This window comes from Enterovibrio gelatinilyticus (genome assembly GCF_028683095.1).
Lineage (GTDB): Bacteria > Pseudomonadota > Gammaproteobacteria > Enterobacterales > Vibrionaceae > Enterovibrio > Enterovibrio gelatinilyticus.
This window is the reverse complement of the sequence record NZ_JAJUBC010000011.1, coordinates 81,288-104,842: the sequence shown is the minus strand read 5'-3', so window position 1 is coordinate 104,842 and position 23,555 is coordinate 81,288. Positions and strand designations below refer to the sequence as shown.

Genomic DNA, 23,555 nt, shown 5'->3' with positions numbered 1-23,555 from the left:
TTTCGATTATCTAGTTGTGCCAGCACGAACAGTGCGGCAAGGAGCAAAGCAATGGTTGAGTTCTACATTCCCATTGAACAAGACAGCAAAGACTTTGGTACACCCGAAATCAAGGGTGAAGATCTAAAAGCCATCACGTTGTCGATTGACGGTTGGCCTGTCACTGTGCCTGAAGGCACATCCGTGATGCGTGCAGCCGCTACCATGAACATTCAAATTCCGAAATTGTGTGCAACAGATAGCCTAGAGGCGTTTGGATCGTGCCGATTATGTGTCGTGGATATTGAAGGCATGCGCGGTAAGCCTGCTTCATGTACCACACCCGTTGCGGAAGGCATGGTGGTCACCACGCAAAACACTGCTCTTCAGAAGTTACGCCGTAACGTGATGGAGCTGTATATTTCCGATCACCCGCTTGATTGTCTGACCTGTGCCGTGAATGGTGACTGCGAATTGCAGGACATGGCAGGTGCTGTTGGGCTTCGTGATGTTCGCTATGGATTCGACGGTGAAAACCACCTCAATATGGAAAAAGACACGTCGAACCCATATTTCACCTTCGATACCAGTAAGTGCATCGTGTGTTCGCGCTGTGTGCGTGCCTGTGAAGAGATCCAAGGGCAACATGCGCTCACTGTCGATGGTCGTGCGTTTGAATCTCGTATCGTTGCAGGGGACAGCAACTTTATGGAGTCGGAATGTGTGTCGTGTGGTGCTTGCGTTCAAGCTTGCCCTACCGCAGCCCTGACGGAAAACAGTGTGATTGAGCAAGGCACGCCGAGCCATTTTCGCACCACAACCTGTGCTTACTGTGGCGTTGGCTGTTCATTCCGAGCAGAAATGCGCGGCGACCAGCTTGTGCGCATGGTTCCCAACAAAGATGGAAAAGCCAATCAAGGACATTCATGCGTGAAGGGGCGTTTCGCCTTTGGTTATGCCACGCATCAGGATCGCGTGCTCGACCCAATGATCCGAGACTCTATCGACCAACCTTGGAAAAAAGTCAGTTGGGATGAAGCCATCGCGTTTGCCGCCCAACGGCTGACTAATATTCGAGATCAACATGGTGTGAACGCGCTCGGCGGCATTACCTCTTCTCGCTGTACCAATGAAGAAACCTATTTGGTACAGAAGCTTATTCGGGCGGGATTTGGCACCAATAACGTTGATACCTGTGCCCGAGTGTGCCACTCCCCAACCGGTTATGGACTAAAAACCACGATGGGTGAATCGGCAGGGACACAAACGTTCGATTCGGTTCAACAAGCCGACGTGGTGATCGTGATTGGCGCGAACCCAACAGATGGCCACCCTGTGTTTGCTTCTCAGCTTAAGCGCCGTTTACGCGATGGGGCGAAGCTCATTGTTATTGACCCACGCGAAATAGACTTAGTGAATGCACCACATGTTCGTGCGCAATACCACTTACAACTGCGCCCCGGAACTAACGTTGCAGTGCTGAATGCGCTAGCACACGTGATCATCAGTGAAGGGTTGGAAGCAACAGCATTCATCGAAGAGCGCTGTGAGGCGGACGCCTATAACAAATGGCGAGAATTCATCGCCCAAGCTTCCTATTCTCCCGAGGAATTAGAAGGGGCAACCGGTGTACCAGCAATGTTGATCCGCGAAGCGGCAAGATTGTATGCCAAAGCGGGTAATGGCGCGATTTACTACGGATTAGGCGTTACGGAACACAGTCAAGGTAGCTCTGCGGTAATGGCTATTGCCAATCTTGCCATGGCGACGGGGAATCTCGGTCGTGAAGGCGTGGGTGTGAATCCACTACGCGGTCAAAACAATGTGCAGGGCAGTTGTGATATGGGGTCGTTCCCACATGAACTGCCGGGCTATCGTCATGTGTCTGATCCAGAAGTTCGTGCGCTATTTGAAAGCGAGTGGGGCGTTCCGATCGACAGTGAACCGGGGCTGCGTATTCCTAATATGTTCGATGCCGCCGTGGCAGGGCGCTTCAAGGCACTCTATGTGCAAGGCGAAGATATCGCACAATCTGATCCGAATACTCAGCATGTAGAGGCGGCAATGTCGGCGCTGGAGTGCTTGATCGTTCAAGATATCTTCTTAAATGAAACCGCGAAGTTCGCGCATGTGTTCTTGCCGGGTGCGACGTTCTTGGAAAAAGACGGCACATTTACCAATGCGGAACGTCGTATTTCGCCCGTTCGTAAGGTGATGGCACCTTTGTCAGGCAAAGCGGATTGGGAAGCAACTGCAGCGTTGTCTAATGCACTTGGGTACGAGATGAACTATAGCCATCCTTCTGAAATTATGGATGAAATCGCAAGGCTGACACCGACGTTTCATGGTGTGAGCTATGAGAAATTAGATCAGCTAGGTTCGATTCAATGGCCGTGTAACGATGAGGCGCCTGAAGGGACACCAACCATGCACATTGGTAACTTTGTGAAGGGAAAAGGTAGCTTTGTCGTGACTGATTATGTCGCCTCGGAAGAGAAAGTGAACAAACGCTTCCCATTGTTGCTAACCACTGGACGCATCTTGTCGCAATACAATGTCGGCGCACAGACACGACGTACGGAAAACTCTCAATGGCATCAACAAGATGTGCTTGAGATCCACCCACTTGATGCAGAAGATCGTGGTATCAATGACGGTTCTCCCGTTCGCGTTGCGAGCCGAGCGGGTGAAGTGACGTTGCCAGCGAAAATCAGCAACCGTATGCAGCCAGGTGTGGTGTACACCACCTTCCACCATCCCGTGTCGGGGACGAATGTGGTGACCACAGACAATTCTGATTGGGCCACCAATTGTCCTGAATACAAGGTGACCGCCGTTCAAGTCAAAGTGGCGGTAGAGCAGGCGGATTGGCAGGCGAGATTCAAGCAATTCGACGAGCAACAGAAAGCACATTTGTCAGCAGCAACACAGGAAGGAGAGTCATAAATGGCGCATGAATTACACGGAGAGCTTGTCCGAAATCAGCGATTGTATGATATGGCGAACCAGATTGCTGACAACCTCGTTCATGGCAGAGAGCAAGAAGATACGATTGATGAGGTGGCGTCTCACATTCGTCGCTTTTGGTCTTTAGACATGAAGGAAAGCTTGTTTGATGCAGTAGATTCTGAGGTGTTGAACCCGATTGCCAAGCAGGCGGCCGAAAAGCTGGCGTTGGACTACCGCAAGTAATATTGGGACTGAGCCTGACGAGTAAAAAGCTAGCGTTTCGCGCTAGCTTTTTTGTCTTTGGAGGCAGGTGCTAGGTATGCAGGCATCATGCTATTGCTTCTGCATCTTCACGTTTTGCCACTTTGTGGCCTTCTTCAGTGACGCCATTTTTCCAATAGCTGCTGATGTAAATGTTGTCGCGATCCACGCCTTTATCATTGCGGAAGTATTGTCGAAGCGTTCGCATGGTGTCGAACTCACAGGCGCACCACACTGACGCTTGACCCTCGAGCCATGTTTGCTCTTGAACGAGGGATGCCAACGTGCCGCTTTGCCCTTTGATCACCCATGTGAGCGTCATTCCTTCCGGCGCATCAATGTATTGAATATCAGCCTCTGATAACACTTCAATCACAGCATGGCCTTTGGCATGCTTGGGTAGCGCAGCAATTTTGACTGACAGAGCCGGTAATGCCGTCATGTCTGCCACCATGAAAAACCAATCAGCTTCGTGGTTAATGGCTTGGATGGTACCTGGCCCCGCGATGTTAATCGTGTCGCCTTCTTTGGCGGTCATCGACCAGCGCGCGGCATGTCCGCACCCGCAATCCATCACTTCATGACGAACAAAATCGACGGTGACCGTATGGGCTTTTAAATCGATAGCCCTAATGGTGTAGGTGCGAAGAACAGGGCGCTCACCCTCGGCGAGGGTGCTGAAATCGGTGCTGCCTTCAGGCGTAAACATTAATTTGATATAGCCGCCTTCGCAATCCACAGGGAAACGCGCAAGGCCGCTTCCATGCAGTACGATGCGCTGCATATTGGGCGTGATTCGTTCGGTCGATTCAACGACAAGCGAAGTCGGCGTAGGTTTTTTCATTCTTGATCTCGTGGTTGATGTCTCGTATTGCTAAGACTGCTTAACTTTCACCCACAATAAGCCAGTTCAATGTGTATTTCAATGATAACGATTATCATTTGCATAAATTTACATTGAACCAGCGCGAGAAATCAGAGCGTGTCAAAGCCTAAACCGTCATTGTGAAACGTCACCACGTTGTGTGACGCAATGGCCTCTTGCGCAGCTAATCCAATCACAACAGCTTTCAAGCCATCGGATAGAGATACTTCCACTTCTTGTTCTCCCCAAATGGCACGTTGGAATTTCTGGTGTTGATAGAAGGTTGAACCGTTGTGATCGCCAGCTTCAAGCAGGGCAGGGTCAACGGGCACATCCATCACTTTCGGGCCTTTAGGGTCACGTGGACTCACAATGACCTGCGGCACGGGTGCATCACCTAACGTGTCTGTTGGCCAGAAGCGTCCCGGCCCCGGCACTAAGCATTCGACTTTACCTTTGTCGCCGACTACGCAAATCTCTTCTTGATAGCGGGAGCCTTCCGCAAACATGCAAAGTTCTAGGCTAGCGCGGGTGTGGTTATCAAATTCTATGGTCACCATGGCGTTGTCGATGATGTCTGGAGCTTGTCCTTCATATTGCTCGGCGAGATGGTTAACCGCTTGATTGCCTGAAGCAAACACACGCACTGGATTGGCGTTCGCCATAAGGCGCATCAAATCGAAAAAGTGGCAGCATTTTTCTACCAACGTGCCGCCTGTTTTATGGTTGAAGCGATTCCAATCCCCCACTTTGTGGAGGAATGGGAAACGGTGTTCACGAATCGAAAAGAGGTGTCGTTGCCCAATATCGTCATCATTGAGCAATGACAGCAATAACGTGATGGGTGGCATGTACCGGTATTCCATCGCCACCCATATAGGAGCGGGGTAATTGGCAGCGGCTTCACTGAGGCGCGTAACGTCGGCAATGTCTGTGCAGATGGGTTTTTCAATTAAAATGGGGAGGCTGCAACGACGTATGATGCCTAGCAGTTGTTCAGCATGCTGAAAATTTGGGGTGACGATGACGAGCGCATCTACATCGTCAGCGTCCAGCAAGGCATCCAGATCCGAAACAGTCCGAGCTGTGGGGACAAGCGCGTGCGCTTTTTCCAGCATCTCTGCGTTGGGTTCAGCTAACACGGTGATCTCTGCGTGATCGAGAAGCTGGATATTGCGGATGTGCTCTTGTCCCATCATGCCGCAACCGAGGATCCCATATCGGATTGGATGTTTGTCTGTCATTCAGTCGTCCTTGTTTTTATTGTTGATACTGTATCTTGTGGATGTAGGGCGATAGGCGTTACGTCCATCTCGCTGCGTAACACACTGTCTCTGGGTCGTACCAAGTAAACGACACCTCTTCGATGCGATCTTGATTTGACCAACTGAGCCTTTCGATATAACCACATGCGCTGCCGACATCCGGTTTGAAGTCGGGGTGTTTCCAGTCAGGAACATGATCAACCGTGATGCTGTCTTGTACTTTTGAAATCCAAAATCCGAGCTTTTCACGGTAGAACACATACAAAGACTCAATCACGTCTTCTCGAGGAATGTGTTCGCTGTGGCGACCATCAATCCATATTTCTTCCATGGCAGCAGGCTGTTGATCCAATTTACGCAAGCGCCTGAAGCGCCACAGCGGCGCATTAGAGGGTAGCCCCAACAATGACGCGACATAGGTGTTGGTATGTCGCTCAAGGTTCAAAACATCGGCGTTTGGTAAGCCACCACCACTTTTTAATTCAAGTCGGAAAAAGTGATACACGGCACTGCTATCCGGTGCGTTTTTCACATAAGTGCCAGAGCCTTGTTTACGCTCCAATAGCCCATTGCTTTCAAGCTCAGTGAGGGCTTTTCTTAATGTGCCCACGGCAACGCCGAGCTTCTTGGCCAGTTCCGCTTCGGTTGGTAGGCGTTCTCCAGGTAACCAATAGCCTGCAGAAATCTCCCTACGCAACAACTCACTTATTTGAATGAACAGGGGTAATCGGGTTGATTCACTCATCACAAAAATTCTCAAAAAAAATAATCAGTTTGATATTAGCTAGTTAGTCACGGTTTTTCTGTTGTAGAGGTAAAACTTTAAACTAATTCATTCATTATTGATTTACTTTTCCTGAGTATATTATAGCATTTATTAACAATTCATTCACTATTCATTTGCAGTTGAAGTGAGTGAATGTACTCAAGTAACAGGGCGCATAAAAGCAAAAATTAATAACAGCGCGTTGGCTAATTTACCGAATATCAGGAGATTGATGATGAGTGTTGTGCCCATCACAAGTGCAGGACTGGATGCCTCAGAGGTTTCATGGTTTGCGCCCTTGTGCAGTGACGATTATCGCTATTTAGGTGTGCCAGAAGGTCGACTGCGCAGCAGTTGGGAAAATACCCGAGACATTGTGTTGATGGCCGAACAACAAGGCTTTCGCAATATATTGTGTCCGTCGTCTTATCAAGTGGGCCAAGATACTCTGACCTTCGCGTCCGCCATGGCACCGCTAACTGAGCGTATCAATATGCTGGCAGCCATTCGTTGTGGCGAAGTGCATCCCGCTATGTTGGCGCGCTCAGTAGCAACGCTCGACCACATCATGAAGGGGCGCTTAACACTCAATGTGATCTCTTCTGATTTTCCAGGTGAAAAAGCAGACAGCGCATTTCGGTATCGCCGTTCGAAAGAGGTGGTCGATATTTTGCGCCAAGCATGGACACAAGATGAAATCCGTTACGATGGCGAAATATACAAACTAAGTGAAATTGCCAGTGACCCTGTGCGTCCATATCAGCAAAACGGCGGCCCATTGTTGTACTTCGGTGGTTACTCACCAGACGCGCTTGAGCTATGTGGTTCGGAATGTGACGTGTATTTAATGTGGCCTGAAACCGAAGACATGCTGGAAAGCCGCATGCGAGCCGTCAACGAAGTCGCACAACGCCATAACCGAACCTTAGATTACGGTCTGCGAGTACACATGGTGGTACGCGATACCGAGGCAGAAGCGCGTGAATATGCAGAATCGCTTGTCTCGAAACTTGACGATAACTTTGGTCAATCCATCAAAGAGCGTGCACTGGATGCAAAAAGTCTCGGGGTGGCGCTGCAATCTCAGCAACGCGATCAATCTGACCAATTTGGGTTCACTGAACCGAATTTGTGGACGGGCGTAGGACGCGCACGTTCAGGATGCGGTGCGGCATTGGTTGGCAGTGTCGATCAAGTGCTCAGTAAGATTGAGCGATACAAAAAGATGGGTATTAGTGCCTTTATTTTTTCTGGCTATCCACACAAAGACGAATGTGAAATTGTCGGTCAAAAAATTCTACCAGAACTGAAAACGTGTTCACTACCTGAAGAATATGGGCGCGTTCCTGCCACCACGCCAGCAACACCGTTGGGTGTAGGAGAGCGAAAATGATATACAGCGAACTTCACCCAAGCCTGTCGGCATTTAGCCGTATTGTTTATGGCGCATGGCGTTTATCGGATGACAGTGACACGTCAGAAGCGCATGTCCGCGCCAAAGTGGATGCTTGCTTAGAACAAGGTATCACGACATTCGATCATGCTGACATTTACGGTGATTACTCGTGTGAAGCCGTGTTTGGGCAAACATTGGCGGCGACCCCTTCGCTTCGCGATCAAATTCAGTTAGTGAGTAAATGCGACATCATGTTGCTATCGGACAACTACCCAGATCGTCGCGTGAAACACTATGACACGTCTGCCGCGCACATTCGCCAATCAGTGACGCAGTCGTTGAAAAACCTTCATACCGATCATCTGGACCTTCTGTTGATACATCGACCAGACCCGTTCATGGATCACCATGAAACAGGGCAGGCGCTAGATGCATTGGTGAACGAAGGGTTGGTGAAAGCGGTGGGCGTGTCGAATTTCCAACGCTGGGATTGGGATTTGCTGCAATCAGGCATGTCTCATCCCCTCGTCACGAATCAGATCGAAATGAATTTGCTTACACGCGACAGCTTCACCGATGGCACTTTGGCGTTCATGCAGCAATACGGTGTATCGCCCATGGCGTGGTCACCGCTTGCGGGTGGAGAACTCTTTGGAAATGGAGAAGCGGCTTTGTGCGTGAAACCGATTCTAGAGCGTGAAGCGGAGCGATTTGGTGTCGGTATTGATGCTGTCGCGACGGCATGGTTGCTTGCTCACCCTGCCGGTATTTTGCCCGTGCTTGGCACCAATAACTTGTCACGTATTCGTAGCGCGAGTGATGCTTTGAAAGTGACGATTGATAGAGAAACATGGTTTGAAATGTGGACGGCAGCTGCCGGGGAGGAGGTGGCATGAGCCGCGAACTACGAAATGCACTCTCATGTTTTGCAACGGGTGTGACTGTGATTACTGCACGCCATGATGATACCGATTTTGGCTTGACCTGTTCGTCGTTCAATTCTGTATCGCTAGACCCAGCTATTGTGCTGTGGAGCATCAATCGAACCTCGTCAGCCAAGGAACCTATACTGAAGTCGGGTGGTTACACCGTCAGTGTGTTGGCGGTGGAGCATTCAGAGCTAGCCATGAAATTCTGCCGCGATAGTCACGAAGAACGTTTCAATGGCGTCCCCATCGAACGTGCGCCAAGTGGTCGCGCGATTATTGAAGGTGCTGTGGCATGGTTCGACTGTGACTTAAACGGTGTGATTGCTGCAGGTGACCACGACATTTTGTTGGGAAAAGTGACCGAGTTTAGCTCACAGCAGGAAAGTGTCGGCTTAGTGTTTGAACGCAGCAGATTTGGACGGGTGGGAGAAGTCGCCTAATGGCAGTTTTGGGGTCAACACTTGCGGTACTTGAAAACGTTAATGACCGCATAGGCAAAATTGGTGCATCGGTAGCATGGGTGTTAGTGGCATTGATGGTCGCCAGTATCTTGCTACAAGTGGTGTGCCGTTACGTGTTCAATTCCGCGCTACCTTGGCCGGAAGAAGTGGCTCGTGCGTTGATGATCTGGATGATGGCGCTGGTCGCAGGCAATGCCTACCGCAAAGGCATGTTTGTCTCCATCGACATGCTCTATAACTACGTGCCCTTCTCTGTGGCACGTATCATCAAAATCATTTTGTTGGTGTTGGCCTTTGCAGTGCTCGTGCAGTTGTTTGTGGTCGCCATTGAATTCTTTGATCGTGGCTTTCGTACGCGTGCAGCCTCTTTCCCCTTAAAGCGCGCTTGGATCTATCTCGCTATGCCTGTGTGCTTTGGCACCATGTTGCTTGCCAATATCGAATTGTTTCTTAAAACGTTTCTTGAGCGAAAAGAGACGCCTCAAACTGCGTCTGCAGAATAAGGATGAGCAAAAAGAATGACTGACATAAGGATGTGGTTGTAAATGTTGATTTTCTTTTTACCCCTATTTTTGGTGTTGCTGCTTATCGGCATGCCCGTATTTTTCGCCCTGTTGGCAGCACCGGGTATCATGCTTTACGTCGAAGGTATGGATCGTGATATCCCCTTGCTTTTCCGCAATATTTACAACGGTATAGATTCTTTCCCGCTAATGGCCATTCCTTTCTTCATGCTCGCCGGTGAAGTAATGAATCGTGGCGGAATCACATTAAGCTTGGTGAATTTTTCCCAATCGTTTATTGGACACGTACGTGGTGGCCTTGCGCACGTGAATGTCATGTCGAGCATGCTGTTTGCGGGCTTATCGGGCTCCGCGGTTGCAGATACCTCTGCAATTGGTTCAATGATGATCCCCGCGATGGAAAAGAACGGTTACTCGCGAAAATTTGCAGCAGCGGTGACCGCGGCGTCGTCTGTGATCGGTCCGATTATTCCGCCGTCCGGCATCATGATTATTTACGCTTACACCATGGAAATTTCCGTTGCAGCCCTGTTTGCAGCGGGCGTGATTCCAGGCTTGATGATTGGCCTAGGCTTGATGCTGCTTATCGCGGCGATGGCAAAGCGTCAGAATTTACCCATTGCCAGTGAAAAAGCGACGTGGCGACAACGCGGTAGTGCAACGAAATCAGCGTTCTGGCCGTTGCTGACCCCCGTGATCATTCTGGGCGGTATTCTGGGCGGTATCTTTACACCAACAGAAGCCTCAGCAGTGGCAGTGCTTTATACCTTAGTGGTTGGCATGTTCGTGCTGCGAACTATTTCACTGAAGGACATTCCTGAGATTTTCACCAACAGTGCGAAATCGTCGGCGGTGATTTTACTGCTGGTGGGCGCGGCACTGGCGTTCAAAACCGTGGTGTCGCTTTCTCATGCGGCAGAAGAAATGGCCGCGTGGACGCTCACCATCAGTGAGAACCCGCTGATACTCCTATTTCTTATCAACATTCTGTTGTTCATTGTCGGAATGTTCCTCGATGCAGGGCCAGCCATCATCATTTTGGGGCCAATTCTCTCTCCAGTATTTATTAGCTTGGGCATCGATCCTGTACATTTCGCCATCATCATGAGTGTGAACCTCACGGTGGGCTTGGCGACGCCTCCTATGGGCTTAGTGCTGTTTGTGGCATCGAGTGTTTCGGGTGTGAAAGTTGAAACATTGTCACGCGCCATATTGCCGTTCCTAGCGGTTGAAGTGGCAGTGATTTTCCTCATTACGTTTTTCCCGTCTATCTCTATGACAATCCCACGTTGGTTGGGTTTGGCGTAGTGACAGAGGGACATTAACCAGCGAGAACGTGAGTTCTTACCTTAACAAGTGCAGCGAAAGCTGAGGATCACGGAAGTGAAAGGTGAAGTATGAATAAAACAGTAAATCAGGTGCGTAAAGCATTTAAGGGAAGTGCACTGGCACTGTTGGCGGGACTCATGACTACCGCAGCGTTGTCTGTTCCCGCAATGGCGGCAGACTTTAACCTTCGTGCTGTGGCGAATTCCAATGAAAACGACGAAGACTACGATGGTTTAGTTGTTTTCAAAGACTTTGTAGAGGCTCACTCTAACGGCAAAATTAAGGTCGATTTGTACATTGGTACGCAACTGTGTGGCAACGGTACTGAATGTATCCAAGCGGTTGAAGACGGTTCTGTCGACGTTTACATTTCTACCTCTGGCGGTGCAGCCAACATGTTCCCGTACATTCAGGTGCTGGATTTGCCTTATGTACTTCCTGATGACCGCACGGCAGAAGCGGTGTTCCAAGGTGATTTTGTGCGTGAGCTGCGTAAAGCGATTCTCGCAGATACCGATGACAAACTTCGCCTCATGGCGATCGGTAATACGGGCGGTTGGCGCAACTTTGCCAACACCAAACGTACCGTGAAGCAACCCAGTGATTTGGAAGGGTTGAAGATCCGCACCGTGGTGGCTGATTTGCCACAAGAGCTAGTGAAAGCACTCGGCGCGAGCCCAACCCCAATCCCGTGGCCTGAGCTTTACACGTCATTCCAGACGGGTGTGGTTGAAGGGTCGAAAAACGGTATCACTGACATCATGGGTATGAAGTTCCCAGAAGCAGGGCTGAAATATGTCACGTTGGATGGTCATGCATACATGTCAGCACTGTGGTACATGAACAATGAAGCTTTCTTGGATATGCCAGTGGAATTGCGCAAAGTGATTGTTGATGGTTTCCGCGCACTGCAACAAGCGACGTTTGCCTCACCGAAGCGTAAATCTATTGCTGCGTATGAAGCATTCAAGAAATCTGGCGGTACTTTGTATGTTCCGACTCCTGCTGAAAAAGCCAAGTTTCAAGAATCTGCAGCGCCTGTTTATACATGGTTCCAAGAGAACGTAGAAGACGGCAAGAAGTGGTTTGATTTGCTTCAGGTGGAATCAGGCAAAGCGCAGAAGCAAATTGCTGACGCGGATAAAGCTGACTTGATGTAGCGGAGCTTCTAACCTCCTGACATTCATTGATTGCTAAAAAAATCAGCCCATGTGGGCTGATTTTTTGTTTGTGAACTAGGGGGATCTAGCTATGGATTGCTTGGGGCTTTTTGAGTTCCGCAACAAAGGCGTTTAGCGCTGAAGCAGTTCGAATGATATGCACGGTTTTATGGCTCGATAAGCTATCCAGTCGAGAGGTGAAATCATCATTCCAAAATTTAGGGGAGAGCTTAAGAAACTTATAGCTGCCTAATGAACCTTTAAGCACTGAACTCCCATCAGGCCAACCTTCGGGTTTCACGAACAGCCCTTTAAGAAGACGCTTAGTGACAAACCAATAGCTGGTTGGGTAAGGGAGATCAATATAGATCAAGGTGTCTGCGGCTTCTAAGCGCTTGTTAAAGGAGTCTAACGGACCAAGCCCATCGATTATCCACTGATCTGAAGAGATTATGCTTTCATGCGCTTCATCAAAGATTTGGCGTTCTACAAACTCACCGTTTTTCTTGTATACGATGGCATCAAGGGGATGTAGTGGAATGCCCGTTGCTGAAGAGAGTGCTTTGCTCATGTTATCTCCTTAACGTGAAATGATTCCCATGAGGCAGATACACAAAACCCACCTCGATGAGAAGGTGGGTTCGTAAAATATACCGTGCGCCAAGCATCCCACCATTCCTATGGAATGATGATAATTCGTACTCGTGGCGTTCTATGATTGATTTTCATGCAATCATATTTATATGGAGTAGATGAGATGTCAATGCGTTAGGTTAACTATTTGTTATACGAAACAACGTGATTGCGACATACAGTAACTGTCATGCACGGTGAAGAGTTCCTTAATAAACGAAGTGATGTTCAGCCTGTCTTGCAAGGTACAACACTCAATTGGATATTGTAGATTTTGGAGAACGCCCTAATGCCCGAAGGTGTTAGTGTGACGACTCTTGAGTCGGGTATCCGCACTAACCAATCTTTGTCCAATGCGTCATTCAATAACCATTTCCCTAGACTACCTGCCAAATGCGTTCGTCGTTCACTCCAATCTATACAGGCTTTGCACAAGGGCCGCTTTTGTTTTTCAAGCTCGACGATATCGGCACCGAGTGATTGAAAAAACTGCCTTCCTTGCTCAGTGAGCGTGGCCTCAATATGGGCATCGACAATGAGGTCTTGCGCCACGAGGGCATCGTAAAGACGGACCGCGACTTCTCCGGCAAGATGGTCATAGCAGACTCGAGCATGACGAAGACTCGGGTCGTTTGGGCCTGTTGGCACCATGGTGAGTGGCACAGTGATGTTCATTAGTTGTTCTAGTAACTCAGCGACTTGATAGTTTGCCAGCTGGAAATATTTATGCCGACCTTGTTTTCTTACGACCAATAAATCCCCCACCACTAATTTTGCCAAATGGCTGCTGGCAGTCTGCGGCGTAATATTCGCTTCTAGCGCAAGCTCGGTCGCGGTTAATGCCTTGCCGCCAAGCAGGGCAATCAACATTTTTGACCGGGCGTCATCTGCAATCAGCGAGGCGATGTGTGTGATGTTGGGTTCCATGATTCGCGTCCGAGTGCGTTTGCGCTTAAGGGATGTCATGAAAGAAGGGTAGCAACAGAAAGCCCAGTTTACTTCGACCGTGGTCGAAGCATGCGCCAATTTGCCGCGTTAGGCTGGTGGCTCAATGGATTGCAGAGGAACGTCAGTGATGAAGATTACGTGCTTGATTGAATACAAAATTGACCCTTTCAAGCTGAGTCAGTTTGAAAAGTACGCCAAGAATTGGGGCAAGATTATTCCACAGTGTGGTGGCGACTTGTTGGGTTACTTTTTACCTCACGAGGGGACAAATGATGTGGCTTTTGGGCTGATCACTTTTTCTAGCCTTGCCGAGTACGAAGCTTACCGAGAGCGATTACGTTCAGACCAAGCGGGTAAGCGGAATTTTCTGTTTGCCAATAAAGAGCGTTTTATCGTCTCAGAGAAACGATCGTTTATTCGGGTTGTGGAAGCGACCTACAAACAAGATGCGAGGGTTAAAAAATGATTGCGGTAATTTTTGAAGTTGAACCTTATCCCGAACACAAAAATGCGTATCTTGATATGGCGGCATCGCTACGAGAGTCGCTGGAGGCAGTGGAAGGGTTTATCTCTATCGAGCGCTTTCAATCCATGACCAAGGAAGGACGGATATTGTCGCTTTCTTTCTGGGAGACGGAAGCGGCAATTTCGCAGTGGCGCGAGCATTTACAGCACCAAATTGCGCAGCAAGAAGGGAAGGATCGATTGTTTCGTGATTACCGAATTCGGGTTGCGGATGTGGTGAGAGATTATGGCATGGGAAAAACGCCGAACACCGACACCCACTAAGGAGAGATGCATGAGAATTGTCGCAGTATTCACCGATACACCCGAGATGCTTGCGCACCGTAAGCAGCATGGGCAAGCCCATCTGGATTTTCTGAAAGCTAACCAATCGGAAATCTTGGTGGGTGGCGGTTTGAAAGATGAAGAGGGAGGCGTGTTCGTCGGTGGTCTCTGGATCATGGAAGTCGAGAGCTTTGATCGTGCTAAGGCTATCATTGAAAGCGACCCTTACTACGTACCTGCATATAGACGTTATACGCTAAAACTGTGGGGCAAAGCATTTGACGAACCTGTGACCATCTAGCGGGAATGCACAAGGGCGACCGTGTACACCGGTGACGGAATTGAGGTGAGAGTTTCGTCGAAGTCCGGTGCACTCTCGTAATATTCTTGTTCTATCTGGCGATTCAGCCTTTATGATTGGTGGTGGTTTTGGTTAGTTGACCTCAAGGAAAGACAATGAGAGACATGGTTTTGCAACATCTTCGAGAGCGCTTTCAATCACTTAATGACATTGTAGAAACACTCGACCCTGCATTGTTTAACTCGCACCTTGAGGTGTCGAAAAACAAGACGGTGGGTGAGCATATGTGGTGTATTGTCGGCGCACGCGAAAGTTATGCAAACGCATTGTCAGTGGGGGATTGGGCGGGATTTACCTGTTCGTTATCATCCACCGAAAATTGGGGTGATGTGCAAGCAGCATTGGTGTCTTCGGAAGCAGCGTTTGAAAGTGCGTTATCACAAGTTGGTGAATGGACGCCGGAACGAGAAAGTTTACTCATGTATTTGTTGGAACATGAAACCACCCATGAAGCGCAGTTGATTCGTCACTTGTATGGATTAGAGCAGACGCTGCCTGAGTCGGTGAAGTGGGCGTAGTAAGGCTCGCTAAGACCACCAATTAGAGACAAACAAAAAAAGCACGGATGACCAAACCATCGGTGCTTTTTATTCTATTCACACACTCTAGCGATGAGGCATCGGCGACTAAAGAAACGTACTGTTTGTCGCATCCTGCCACATGACATCGCATTTATCATTCGCCGCAGCGGTGAGCAATTCTATTAACGGGATTGCGCGATGGCCGATACTAACGGGAGATTCGATGAAGCTGTCTTCTTCGTCTTCATCGCTGCTGGTAGGCGCTGCCGCCGATTTGGTTTTTTCCGTTTCAATGGCGTCGAAAAGGTTACCCAGAGCAGCAGGAACATCTTCGGCTAAAATTGCGCCGGGCACGGTTTCGCTGTGTCCCATCATTTTCAACATCTGTAAGCCAACTTCACCAAACATGGTGATATCGGCGTAAGCCTTGCAGCTAAATCTGATCAACATACGTGTCATCCTGTTGTATGCATGGAAAGAAGACGAAGTCGCACCAAGTCCTAAGTGGCGCGACTTCTTAACCCTATGTCATCGTATCAGCTTGAGGCATCTCGACTTTGAGTAACACTCGCATCTTTCAATAGAATGTCACCATCTTCTTGCATGATGTCTTGCTGGGCATCTTGATCAGCATCTTGATCAGCATCTCGATTAAGCGATGTATCGACCGAGGCGGTTTCGACCTTAATTTTAAAATATTGCATGTGGTTAACGTTGTCGGGAAAGGAAACGTCTCTGCTGTCAGTATTCAGTAGTGGGATCTCCACATAGAATTTTTTCGCGCCTTTGGCGTTTTCCCAAAGCCGAATCCGCGCTGGCATCACCAGCAGCGTCACTGGCAGTTTTTCTGCAGGGGTGCCCGAGGTTTTTTTGACCTCATCAAATAGGTAGTTAGCGGACACACTCAGCAAGTTCATATTGATGTCGTCAAAGCGATCGCTAAGAAACGAAATATCTGCAGACACGGTATACACACGGCCAGATTCAATGGTGCGCCCTTTGAAATTGTGGGTATGCGTGCCAAAGTAGAGAGTATTAAGTTGGTGTTGCCCTGCGATACCAATGGAGTCTGCTGACAATGCGACATCTTTCCCGGCGCCGGGCAGCGTTTTATCTTTGGCGGAAAACACCACTTTCCAACCATAAGGAAGTTGGTTTTTGAGTGGGGTGATGTCGTATATCCAAGGACGGAACAATACGGTTCGAGTACCTGAAAATAATGCCTGTAGTTCTCCAACGCCACCACGTTGTGCAGGAAGGTCGCCTGCTACGCGTTCATTCTCGTCATAGGGGGTGAGGTGCAAGTGCGCAATGGACGGTGGGCGTACTTCGAGCAAGGAGCCAAAGTCGTCAGGACGTGGGTGACAGTAGTGGTTGCCTGTTAATCCACTGTAAATGTTGCTGTCGGGATTACTTGAAGAGGGGGACTCTTGTGTGAGTCGCGTCTTGCAGTAGGTGACCCGTCGCGAATCTGTCGGTGTGCTGGTAATAACAATGGCGTTTCGTCGTGATTCCGCGGTGAATACCACGAGACTGGTCCATCGCATCGGGTTCCAATCTGCTTCGTCTTTTGTTGATGAATTACCAAATGGGTCAATATTGTTCGAATCAAAGTGATGTTCCATGCTTCCCGTTTGCATGGAATTTGAATTTGCGCCCATGTACAGGGCACCATTTCGATTCCCGTAACCATCGAAGTTAGCGAGATCGTTTGAAGAGGCGATATAGGTGATTTTGCGATGAACTTCTAACTGTCCTTGTGGATTTGGCCAACGATTGGCGTCAGCTGGGTTTCTGCTTCCTTGCTGCGCCTCCGACATAAACAAGGCCCACCCTACATTGTTGACGCCTGCGCAACCTATAAAGCTGTTGTGCATGTAATCTTCGTAACCACCAGGAAAGAACCAGCCATCAAGGCCATTCGAACGTGCCATCATGTTGATGAGTGTGTTGTAAGCGCCATCTACACCAACAAATCCATTCCAAGGCATGTGTTCTACCACAATATTGGCGAAGGCATTGTAGGATGCCCGTGCAACGGTGTAATAGTTACCAGGAAGATACGGTGTCATTTGCGACAACACTGTGTAATGGGAAATATAGTGATAGAAAGAGACTTCAACGGTTTTGGTTGCCGAAGGAAGGCCGTCTGGAACAATAACAGTGGTTGTTTGATCTGACGGTTTAATGGGTTTGTGGTACACCCGCGTCTCGCCTTGTGGACGGGGGTTACTGGTCGTTTGTCGGTCATCGGCACTGATACCTACAGGCTTGCCTGCAAGCGTGTTTCCCACGTTGGCATAGCGTGCGATTTCTTTCCCGTCTGCGGAGAATGCGCGTACCCATCTCACCAACGGAATATCAACTGTGTCATCAAGTAATACGTCTTTTGACGTGCTGTAAGAGCCTCGAGCTGGAACGGTGATTTCGGTGTCACCAGCGCTGTTTTTGAGTCTAAATGAGGTTAAGCCGGACCAAACTTGCGGTTCGCCAAATCGTTTTTGTGGTGTTCTATTGGGCTGACCCGCCCAATACTGTGGCGATGTCGGTGGTGCTGATTTTGCAATGTCTGGTTCTGGAGGAGTGTGGCCCAAGACAATACCGTTCCCTCCGTCTCCTGGATCTTTCAAACATCCGCTAACGGCAAAATCAAATATTCGGCTTGATCCGCATTGAGTCAGGAGTCCGTCGTTGTCAGTGCCGCCAATCGGACACAGTGCGGTTGGGTGAGTGGTCACACTCTTAACGGCAGAAAAAAGCGCCTTACGTCTGACAAAACAACCTTGCCCTTGAAAGGTTCCTGCGCCGGCGGGAATAAGCAAATTCCCGACAATAGGAAAATAGCCTTTGCCCATGACAACGTGAAAATCATAACGCTCTTTGGAGGGAGGGACTAAATCACCATTGAGGTCACGCAGGCGGAGCCCCTGTTCAATTTTGATCTGGTTTCGCCGAGCCATAGCGATAACGCCAGCACGATCATCGCGCCATTTATTGCGAGCTTCAGCCTCTGAAAGACCGATGGATTCGAGGTTGAAGGTGATTTCCCCTGTTTCTAGAATGCTACGGATCCAGCCGGTGAGGAAAACAATAATTCGTTCTATGAGAGTGACTGTGGCGCGGACGGGCGTCATCAGCGTTCGCCAAACACCTTGTTGCTTGAATAAATTGAACATTGTCCCTTTGCCTTTTAAAAGAAATGCCAAAGAAACTGTACATTAGTGATTGGTTGTTTGTTGTCTGATAATCGTGACAATAAACCTATCAGGCAATCAGAGTATGTGTGAGGCTTTGTATTTTTTCTTTGTAATGTTGGGCGTTAGTGAAAAGCCGGACTCATAAGAGTGTGGGGTTAGCGCTAATATACCCAAACAACCTGAACTCTGCATCTTGAGGTTGATTGGGTATGTTTTGATTAAATCATTGAAATCAGACAGTGCATTATAAATGTCTGCACTGTCTGATTTATTTGTCATTCCTGAGTCAGGAAATCGCGCTTTGTTACCCGCCAGCTCGTTGCGTAGCCACATGATTTGCAATGATATCCATCAGAGCTGGCGACAAGCAATCATAAGGCTCGAGGCCAAGTTCTTTTAGTCGGTCACGAATGGCTGGCATTTGCTCTGGGGGCGTACCAGCTTCAATGATTGAGGAAACAAATGCGGCAAATTCTGGTGCTGACCAACCTTGCTCATTTGATAGTTCGGTATGGACAAAATCCAGACCATAAAATGGATGATTACTATCTTCAATTCGCCCAACCATGTGGACGCCACAGTCTTGGCATGCATGGCGTTGAATGGCAGCGTTGGTATCAATGATGTGCAGCTTGTCCGCTCCTTGCTCGATCGCGACGCTGTCTTTTGAGACGACGGCAATCTGTGAGAAAAGCGCGTTTTCAGGTTTCCAGCACTTTGAACAACCGCAGACATGGTTAAATGCGGTTTGTGCGGAAACATTAACGACGACAGGATCTGATGCGCATTTGCACGTGAGTTTTCCGCCGGCAAATCCGTCAACGTCGATGTGTTGAACGCCGTTGTTAACAGCGGGATGGATTGAGATTGTCATAGGGAACACCTTAGCAATGAGACTTCGAATTCCTTTCCACATTGTGTGACCTCAATGTTGAAATGCATGGACTCAACGCACATGCTTAATGCTGCACATCGAGTTTCCATTTAATCCTAATCCCAGAGTTATGGTGTGGGTACGGGTACTTCTGCAAAACAGTGTTGTGAAATTAAGCAGAGCATCTGTAGCCTATCTATATCTTAAAGGTAACTGTTTGTTGGAGTGGGTGTTGTTCCGCCGCATCATAAAATGAGGAGTGAAAAAAGCACCGCTTAGCGGTGCTTATAAAGTGACAAGATCATCTCGAATGTAATATTTTTTGTGAAGGAGTACTCAATTTACGTCGAATCGATCGTTATTCATCACTTTGGTCCATGCCACAACAAAATCATCAACAAATTTTTGTTGCGCGTTGTCTGAGGCATACACTTCGGCAATAGAACGTAACTCGGCGTTTGAACCAAAAATCAGATCAACGGGGGTTGCGGTCCATTTTTGGTCGCCAGAGGTACGGTCATGCCCAACATAGATACCTTCTTGGTCTGCAGAAGGTGACCACTTGGTGGACATATCTAACAGATTGATGAAGAAGTCATTGTTGAGTGTGCCTGGTTTGTTGGTAAACACGCCATTGTCAGATCCGTTGCTGTTGGCATCTAAGGCTCGCATGCCGCCCACCAGTACCGTCATTTCTGGTACGGTTAGTGTCAGCAAGTCTGCACGTTCTACCAGCATTTCTGCAGGGGAGCGATAGTTCTTAGTGCCGTCATAGTAGTTGCGGAAACCATCAGCGGTCGGTTCGAGCACAGCAAAAGACTCGACATCAGTCATGGCTTGTGTGGCATCCATTCGCCCAGGCGTAAATGGTACGTCAGTCGGGTAACCTGCGTCTTTCGCTGCTTTTTCAATCGCCGCATCACCGCCTAGCACAATGACATCGGCAAGAGAGACTTGGGTATCACCAGCGTCTTTGTTGAATTTCTCCTGAATGTTTGTAAGCGTGTTTAGGACTTTCTTTGTCTCTTTAGGATCATTCACGGGCCAGTCTTTTTGAGGAGCCAGTGCAAGACGAGCACCGTTCGCGCCACCACGCATATCTGTACCTCGGTAACTGGCTGCAGCAGCCCATGCAGTTCTTACAAGCTCAGGAACAGTGAGGCCGGAAGCAAGAATACTGGCTTTAATGGCATTGGCTTGTTGTTCGGTGATCAGAGGGTGATCAACGGCTGGGATAGGGTCTTGCCACACAAGAATCTCTTCTGGAATTTCAGCACCGATGTAGCGGGCGCGAGGGCCAAGATCACGGTGATTTAGCTTGAACCATGCTTTGGCAAAGGCCAGTTCAAATTGCGCAGGGTCTTCACGGAAACGTTCTGCGATGGCACGGAACTGAGGGTCTTCTTTGATGGCAATATCCGTCGTAAACATGATTGGAGCGTGGCGCTTACGAGGGTCGTGCGCATCTGGCACCAATTGCGCTGCCGCTTTTGAATCCGGGATCCATTGTTTTGCACCAGCAGGGCTTTCCGTTAACACCCAGTTGAAGTTGAAAAGGTTATCGAGATAATTAGTCGTCCATTGTGTTGGGGTTACTGTCCACGCGCCTTCAAGACCACTCGTGACGGTATCACCGCCTTTTCCTGTGCCACATTTGTTTTTCCAGCCGAAGCCTTGTTCTTCAACGGCAGCGCCTGCGGGAGCAGGGCCTACGCACTCTTCGGGTTTGTGAGCACCATGTGCTTTACCGAATGTATGACCGCCTGCAATAAGTGCAACGATCTCCTCGTCGTTCATGGCCATTCGACCAAACGAATGGCGAATATCTTTGGCTGCAGCGAGTGGGTCGGGGACACCGCCTGGGCCTTCTGGGTTCACATATATCAGCCCCATTTGCACGGCAGCTAACCCTTCTTTTAGCTTGCCTTTTTCGTCTCGCCGCTCGTCAGCAAGCATTTCCTCTTCTGGTCCCCAATACACGAGGTCTGGCTCCCAGTCGTCTTCACGACCTCCGGCAAAACCAAAGGTTTTAAAGCCCATGGCCTCAAGAGATACATTGCCTGTTAATGCCATGAGATCAGCCCAAGACAAGCTGGCACCGTATTTTTGCTTAACGGGCCATAGCAGACGCCTAGCTTTGTCTAAGTTACCGTTGTCCGGCCAGCTGTTGAGTGGGTCAAAACGCTGTTGACCACCGCCAGCACCGCCTCTCCCATCGTTCACGCGATAGGTGCCTGCCGCATGCCATGCCATGCGAATGAAAAAAGGTCCGTAGTGGCCATAGTCCGCAGGCCACCAATCTTGCGAGGTGGTGAGAACAGTGGCAATGTCCTTTTTGACTTGGTTGAGGTCAAGGGCTTCGAATGCAGTGGCGTAATCGAAGCTTTCACCATAGGGGTTGGAGGAATTGTCGTGGTCACGGAGTGGCGCTAGGTTGAGTTGATCTGGCCACCAGAATTGATTTGATTTTGGCTCTCCTTGAGAAAAAGCGGGAGCCGTCACAAGCAGGCTTGTTAATGTTATTGAAAGTAACGTGCGCTTGAACATATTTATCTCCTTTATATTCTTGCGTGTGTTATGAGAATTGGTGAGTGATTGAATTAAACTCTCATGTTTCTTCGTGTGTTCATGAAAGGGTTGATGTTATTTAATTTTCCTGCCTCAGGTTCCAATGTAAGAATGTGTCTTAATTTGTATTCACTACATCTGAGGGGATGAAGCGATTTCTGTTGAACTCGAACCATGGTGAAGACTTTATTAAGTGTCAACTGGCTGTTTATCAATGATTAAGTCGAATCCCACACATTTGTCATGCCAGATTGCATGCCGCGAAATGTCCAAAAAAGCACTCACTGGGGTGATTGTAGGAGGAAAATTGAAAATATATAAAAGGAATTATTTCGATGGCTTCGATTGAAAAAATAAATAATATGCGTGTGACTTTTTTATTGGCTGTATTAACTTATTAATATTCCTGATTTTATTTTTCCTTCAATCCCGTTGATTTGTTTATTTGTTGATGTTTTCTAATTTTTTAGATGATTTTAAATTTGTATTTTGTGTGATTGGTAAATATGAAATAAATTTATCTTTCTATTTTTTGAGATTACGTTTCATATTTGGAATGAGTAGGGTGATATAACTAATTTTGGACTTGTAGCTATGTTTTTGTAGCCATACCCCTATGTCCAGATACCCTTATGTCAAGATACGCCTACTGACATGCGTATTCAGGGTGTTTGGGTATGCACTGACACTCATTGTTGTTAGATTAGAGAGTGAAAACAACGAGAAGGAGAACTTGATGTTTACGTTATCATTGGATGATGAGTTGTCCCTTTCCCTGGTTCAGCACTCTTACGCGAAAGATTACTATCGTATTGTTTGTGGTGAGCGCGAGTACCTTTCTGAATGGTTGGCTTGGCCTCCACACGCAAATGGTGAGGCCTTTTTTGAGCAATTCATAAAAGGTGCGCTTCATGGTTATGCCGAGGGAAAATCCCTAACATGCGCCATGATTTACCAAGGCAATGTCGTGGGTAATGTCAGTTTCAACAGTATTTCTCGCTCGCTGAAAAAAGTAGAGATTGGATACTGGTTAAGTAACGAATACCAAGGTAAAGGCATTGCTTCCCGCTGTGTCTTGGCATTGGTTCAACTTGCTTTTGATGAAATGGGGATAGAAAAAGTCCAGATCGCCGCAGCGACAGGTAATCAACCTAGCCGTCGGTTATGTGAACGCCTAGGGTTTCGGTTAGAAGGAGTGATAACGAATGCCGAGGATCTTAACGGACGCATTGTTGATCATGCGATTTACGGACTGAGATCCGGACAAGAGGAACAAGCATGAAGTCACTGGAAGAATGGTTTGATGAGTATGGTGAGAGTCATCAACACCCTACCAACCAGAAAATTCACAAGGTGGCGGTACCGGGGATCTTCTTCTCTGTCGCAGGATTTTTCTGGCTACTGCCATCGTTTTCTGTTGCTGGGTTTCAAGTCGCCCCTTACTTTCTCGTGTTGGCATTTGTCTTGGGATTCTATGCACGGTTATCTATTAAAGCATTGATTGCCATGGCGTCGTTTTCGGCATTTTGTACTCTGGCGTTGGTTCAGCTTGATGCGGCGAATATCAGCATAATCAATTTATCCTTAGTGCTGTTTGTTGCTCTGTGGATATTGCAGTTTGTGGGTCACCACATTGAGGGGAAGAAGCCTTCTTTTCTGAAAGATGTGCAGTTCTTGTTAATCGGTCCCGCTTGGGTATTTCACTTCTATGTGCCGCTTACTCCCCATCAGCAAGACTAATGCGGCTGACATATTGACTCGAGATCTGCCGAAGAACAAA

At 48.4% G+C, this 23,555-nt stretch carries 24 protein-coding genes; 14 read left to right on the top strand and 10 right to left on the bottom strand.

Going from position 1 to position 23,555, the window contains the following annotated elements:
• Window positions 1–51: 51 nt before the first annotated feature.
• Window positions 52–2,925 carry a formate dehydrogenase subunit alpha gene (gene fdhF, locus LRP50_RS11425; protein WP_274164593.1) on the top strand — a complete coding sequence of 958 codons (2,874 nt, stop codon included), beginning with the start codon at window positions 52–54 and terminating at the stop codon, window positions 2,923–2,925.
• Window positions 2,926–3,171: a formate dehydrogenase subunit delta gene (locus LRP50_RS11420; protein WP_274164592.1), complete on the top strand. Its 246-nt coding sequence runs from the start codon at window positions 2,926–2,928 to the stop codon at window positions 3,169–3,171. It begins immediately after the preceding gene.
• Window positions 3,172–3,256: 85 nt separating this feature from the next.
• Here the strand turns inward: LRP50_RS11420 and LRP50_RS11415 are convergent, their stop codons facing one another.
• The 3 genes from LRP50_RS11415 to LRP50_RS11405 form a co-directional block, all read right to left on the bottom strand.
• The gene (locus LRP50_RS11415; protein ID WP_274164591.1) at window positions 3,257–4,033 is read right to left on the bottom strand and encodes a siderophore-interacting protein; all 777 of its coding nucleotides are present in this window, start codon (window positions 4,031–4,033) and stop codon (window positions 3,257–3,259) included.
• Window positions 4,034–4,164: 131 nt separating this feature from the next.
• Window positions 4,165–5,298, bottom strand: coding sequence for a Gfo/Idh/MocA family protein (locus tag LRP50_RS11410; protein WP_274164590.1), 1,134 nt, complete (start codon window positions 5,296–5,298; stop codon window positions 4,165–4,167).
• A 58-nt stretch (window positions 5,299–5,356) separates the two neighbouring features.
• Window positions 5,357–6,064 (bottom strand): GntR family transcriptional regulator, encoded by a 708-nt coding sequence (locus LRP50_RS11405; protein ID WP_274164589.1) that lies wholly within the window; start codon window positions 6,062–6,064, stop codon window positions 5,357–5,359.
• Between the two features lie 253 nt (window positions 6,065–6,317).
• On the opposite strand from LRP50_RS11405, the gene LRP50_RS11400 reads away from it, so the two are divergent.
• From LRP50_RS11400 to LRP50_RS11375, 6 genes are all read left to right on the top strand, one after another.
• The gene (locus LRP50_RS11400) at window positions 6,318–7,478 is read left to right on the top strand and encodes an LLM class flavin-dependent oxidoreductase (RefSeq protein WP_274164588.1); all 1,161 of its coding nucleotides are present in this window, start codon (window positions 6,318–6,320) and stop codon (window positions 7,476–7,478) included.
• A complete protein-coding gene (locus LRP50_RS11395) occupies window positions 7,475–8,377 on the top strand; it encodes an aldo/keto reductase (RefSeq protein WP_274164587.1) in 903 nt (300 codons plus the stop codon). Before LRP50_RS11400 ends, LRP50_RS11395 begins: the two co-directional genes overlap by 4 nt.
• Complete coding sequence (locus LRP50_RS11390; protein ID WP_274164586.1) at window positions 8,374–8,850, top strand: flavin reductase family protein; 477 nt, start codon at window positions 8,374–8,376, stop codon at window positions 8,848–8,850. The genes LRP50_RS11395 and LRP50_RS11390 overlap by 4 nt, the downstream gene beginning before the upstream one ends.
• The gene (locus tag LRP50_RS11385; RefSeq protein ID WP_274164585.1) at window positions 8,850–9,374 is read left to right on the top strand and encodes a TRAP transporter small permease; all 525 of its coding nucleotides are present in this window, start codon (window positions 8,850–8,852) and stop codon (window positions 9,372–9,374) included. The genes LRP50_RS11390 and LRP50_RS11385 overlap by 1 nt, the downstream gene beginning before the upstream one ends.
• 42 nt (window positions 9,375–9,416) lie before the next feature.
• Complete coding sequence (locus LRP50_RS11380; RefSeq protein ID WP_274164584.1) at window positions 9,417–10,703, top strand: TRAP transporter large permease; 1,287 nt, start codon at window positions 9,417–9,419, stop codon at window positions 10,701–10,703.
• Window positions 10,704–10,792: 89 nt separating this feature from the next.
• Window positions 10,793–11,884, top strand: a complete 1,092-nt coding sequence (locus LRP50_RS11375; RefSeq protein WP_274164583.1) for a TRAP transporter substrate-binding protein — start codon at window positions 10,793–10,795, stop codon at window positions 11,882–11,884.
• Between the two features lie 85 nt (window positions 11,885–11,969).
• Here LRP50_RS11375 and LRP50_RS11370 read toward each other — a convergent pair whose 3' ends face one another.
• Together LRP50_RS11370 and LRP50_RS11365 are read right to left on the bottom strand one after the other, a co-directional pair.
• Window positions 11,970–12,455, bottom strand: coding sequence for a P-loop NTPase family protein (locus LRP50_RS11370; RefSeq protein WP_274164582.1), 486 nt, complete (start codon window positions 12,453–12,455; stop codon window positions 11,970–11,972).
• A 290-nt stretch (window positions 12,456–12,745) separates the two neighbouring features.
• Window positions 12,746–13,444 (bottom strand): ArsR/SmtB family transcription factor, encoded by a 699-nt coding sequence (locus tag LRP50_RS11365; protein ID WP_274164581.1) that lies wholly within the window; start codon window positions 13,442–13,444, stop codon window positions 12,746–12,748.
• A 148-nt stretch (window positions 13,445–13,592) separates the two neighbouring features.
• Between LRP50_RS11365 and LRP50_RS11360 the strand changes: the two genes are divergently transcribed.
• The 4 genes from LRP50_RS11360 to LRP50_RS11345 all read left to right on the top strand — a co-directional run bounded on the left by LRP50_RS11360 (window position 13,593) and on the right by LRP50_RS11345 (window position 15,133).
• Window positions 13,593–13,931 carry an NIPSNAP family protein gene (locus LRP50_RS11360; protein ID WP_274164651.1) on the top strand — a complete coding sequence of 113 codons (339 nt, stop codon included), beginning with the start codon at window positions 13,593–13,595 and terminating at the stop codon, window positions 13,929–13,931.
• Complete coding sequence (locus tag LRP50_RS11355; RefSeq protein WP_274164580.1) at window positions 13,928–14,254, top strand: antibiotic biosynthesis monooxygenase family protein; 327 nt, start codon at window positions 13,928–13,930, stop codon at window positions 14,252–14,254. Before LRP50_RS11360 ends, LRP50_RS11355 begins: the two co-directional genes overlap by 4 nt.
• Before the next feature lie 10 nt (window positions 14,255–14,264).
• On the top strand, window positions 14,265–14,555 hold the full coding sequence (locus LRP50_RS11350) for a YciI family protein (RefSeq protein WP_274164579.1): 291 nt from the start codon (window positions 14,265–14,267) through the stop codon (window positions 14,553–14,555).
• A 155-nt stretch (window positions 14,556–14,710) separates the two neighbouring features.
• Window positions 14,711–15,133 carry a hypothetical protein gene (locus tag LRP50_RS11345; protein WP_274164578.1) on the top strand — a complete coding sequence of 141 codons (423 nt, stop codon included), beginning with the start codon at window positions 14,711–14,713 and terminating at the stop codon, window positions 15,131–15,133.
• A gap of 108 nt (window positions 15,134–15,241) precedes the next feature.
• Here the strand turns inward: LRP50_RS11345 and LRP50_RS11340 are convergent, their stop codons facing one another.
• The 5 genes from LRP50_RS11340 to katG all read right to left on the bottom strand — a co-directional run bounded on the left by LRP50_RS11340 (window position 15,242) and on the right by katG (window position 21,754).
• Window positions 15,242–15,586: a DUF1840 domain-containing protein gene (locus tag LRP50_RS11340; protein ID WP_274164577.1), complete on the bottom strand. Its 345-nt coding sequence runs from the start codon at window positions 15,584–15,586 to the stop codon at window positions 15,242–15,244.
• Between the two features lie 86 nt (window positions 15,587–15,672).
• Window positions 15,673–18,312 (bottom strand): hypothetical protein, encoded by a 2,640-nt coding sequence (locus LRP50_RS11335; RefSeq protein WP_274164576.1) that lies wholly within the window; start codon window positions 18,310–18,312, stop codon window positions 15,673–15,675.
• Window positions 18,313–18,408: 96 nt separating this feature from the next.
• A complete protein-coding gene (locus tag LRP50_RS11330) occupies window positions 18,409–18,666 on the bottom strand; it encodes a hypothetical protein (RefSeq protein WP_274164575.1) in 258 nt (85 codons plus the stop codon).
• Window positions 18,638–19,207, bottom strand: a complete 570-nt coding sequence (gfa, locus tag LRP50_RS11325; RefSeq protein ID WP_274164574.1) for an S-(hydroxymethyl)glutathione synthase — start codon at window positions 19,205–19,207, stop codon at window positions 18,638–18,640. Before gfa ends, LRP50_RS11330 begins: the two co-directional genes overlap by 29 nt.
• A 336-nt stretch (window positions 19,208–19,543) precedes the next feature.
• Entirely contained in the window at window positions 19,544–21,754 is a 2,211-nt protein-coding gene (katG, locus tag LRP50_RS11320) for a catalase/peroxidase HPI (RefSeq protein ID WP_274164573.1), read from the bottom strand.
• Between the two features lie 757 nt (window positions 21,755–22,511).
• On the opposite strand from katG, the gene LRP50_RS11315 reads away from it, so the two are divergent.
• A complete protein-coding gene (locus LRP50_RS11315; RefSeq protein ID WP_274164572.1) occupies window positions 22,512–23,057 on the top strand; it encodes a GNAT family N-acetyltransferase in 546 nt (181 codons plus the stop codon).
• Window positions 23,054–23,515 carry an Mpo1 family 2-hydroxy fatty acid dioxygenase gene (locus LRP50_RS11310; RefSeq protein WP_274164571.1) on the top strand — a complete coding sequence of 154 codons (462 nt, stop codon included), beginning with the start codon at window positions 23,054–23,056 and terminating at the stop codon, window positions 23,513–23,515. Before LRP50_RS11315 ends, LRP50_RS11310 begins: the two co-directional genes overlap by 4 nt.
• The last annotated feature ends 40 nt before the right edge of the window (window positions 23,516–23,555 follow it).

Excerpts from the sequence above, each read along its gene's own strand:
- LRP50_RS11360 (WP_274164651.1), top strand. The coding sequence starts at position 13,593 with ATGAAGATTACGTGCTTGATTGAATACAAAATTGACCCTTTCAAGCTG.
- LRP50_RS11415 (WP_274164591.1), bottom strand. The coding sequence starts at position 4,033 with ATGAAAAAACCTACGCCGACTTCGCTTGTCGTTGAATCGACCGAACGA.
- LRP50_RS11355 (WP_274164580.1), top strand. The coding sequence starts at position 13,928 with ATGATTGCGGTAATTTTTGAAGTTGAACCTTATCCCGAACACAAAAAT.
- LRP50_RS11375 (WP_274164583.1), top strand. The coding sequence starts at position 10,793 with ATGAATAAAACAGTAAATCAGGTGCGTAAAGCATTTAAGGGAAGTGCA.
- LRP50_RS11310 (WP_274164571.1), top strand. The coding sequence starts at position 23,054 with ATGAAGTCACTGGAAGAATGGTTTGATGAGTATGGTGAGAGTCATCAA.
- LRP50_RS11380 (WP_274164584.1), top strand. The coding sequence starts at position 9,417 with ATGTTGATTTTCTTTTTACCCCTATTTTTGGTGTTGCTGCTTATCGGC.
- LRP50_RS11340 (WP_274164577.1), bottom strand. The coding sequence starts at position 15,586 with ATGTTGATCAGATTTAGCTGCAAGGCTTACGCCGATATCACCATGTTT.
- LRP50_RS11405 (WP_274164589.1), bottom strand. The coding sequence starts at position 6,064 with ATGAGTGAATCAACCCGATTACCCCTGTTCATTCAAATAAGTGAGTTG.
- fdhF (WP_274164593.1), top strand. The coding sequence starts at position 52 with ATGGTTGAGTTCTACATTCCCATTGAACAAGACAGCAAAGACTTTGGT.
- LRP50_RS11385 (WP_274164585.1), top strand. The coding sequence starts at position 8,850 with ATGGCAGTTTTGGGGTCAACACTTGCGGTACTTGAAAACGTTAATGAC.
- katG (WP_274164573.1), bottom strand. The coding sequence starts at position 21,754 with ATGTTCAAGCGCACGTTACTTTCAATAACATTAACAAGCCTGCTTGTG.
- LRP50_RS11390 (WP_274164586.1), top strand. The coding sequence starts at position 8,374 with ATGAGCCGCGAACTACGAAATGCACTCTCATGTTTTGCAACGGGTGTG.
- LRP50_RS11370 (WP_274164582.1), bottom strand. The coding sequence starts at position 12,455 with ATGAGCAAAGCACTCTCTTCAGCAACGGGCATTCCACTACATCCCCTT.
- LRP50_RS11420 (WP_274164592.1), top strand. The coding sequence starts at position 2,926 with ATGGCGCATGAATTACACGGAGAGCTTGTCCGAAATCAGCGATTGTAT.
- LRP50_RS11410 (WP_274164590.1), bottom strand. The coding sequence starts at position 5,298 with ATGACAGACAAACATCCAATCCGATATGGGATCCTCGGTTGCGGCATG.
- gfa (WP_274164574.1), bottom strand. The coding sequence starts at position 19,207 with ATGACAATCTCAATCCATCCCGCTGTTAACAACGGCGTTCAACACATC.
- LRP50_RS11350 (WP_274164579.1), top strand. The coding sequence starts at position 14,265 with ATGAGAATTGTCGCAGTATTCACCGATACACCCGAGATGCTTGCGCAC.
- LRP50_RS11400 (WP_274164588.1), top strand. The coding sequence starts at position 6,318 with ATGATGAGTGTTGTGCCCATCACAAGTGCAGGACTGGATGCCTCAGAG.
- LRP50_RS11345 (WP_274164578.1), top strand. The coding sequence starts at position 14,711 with ATGAGAGACATGGTTTTGCAACATCTTCGAGAGCGCTTTCAATCACTT.
- LRP50_RS11315 (WP_274164572.1), top strand. The coding sequence starts at position 22,512 with ATGTTTACGTTATCATTGGATGATGAGTTGTCCCTTTCCCTGGTTCAG.
- LRP50_RS11335 (WP_274164576.1), bottom strand. The coding sequence starts at position 18,312 with ATGTTCAATTTATTCAAGCAACAAGGTGTTTGGCGAACGCTGATGACG.
- LRP50_RS11395 (WP_274164587.1), top strand. The coding sequence starts at position 7,475 with ATGATATACAGCGAACTTCACCCAAGCCTGTCGGCATTTAGCCGTATT.
- LRP50_RS11330 (WP_274164575.1), bottom strand. The coding sequence starts at position 18,666 with ATGTGGCTACGCAACGAGCTGGCGGGTAACAAAGCGCGATTTCCTGAC.
- LRP50_RS11365 (WP_274164581.1), bottom strand. The coding sequence starts at position 13,444 with ATGGAACCCAACATCACACACATCGCCTCGCTGATTGCAGATGACGCC.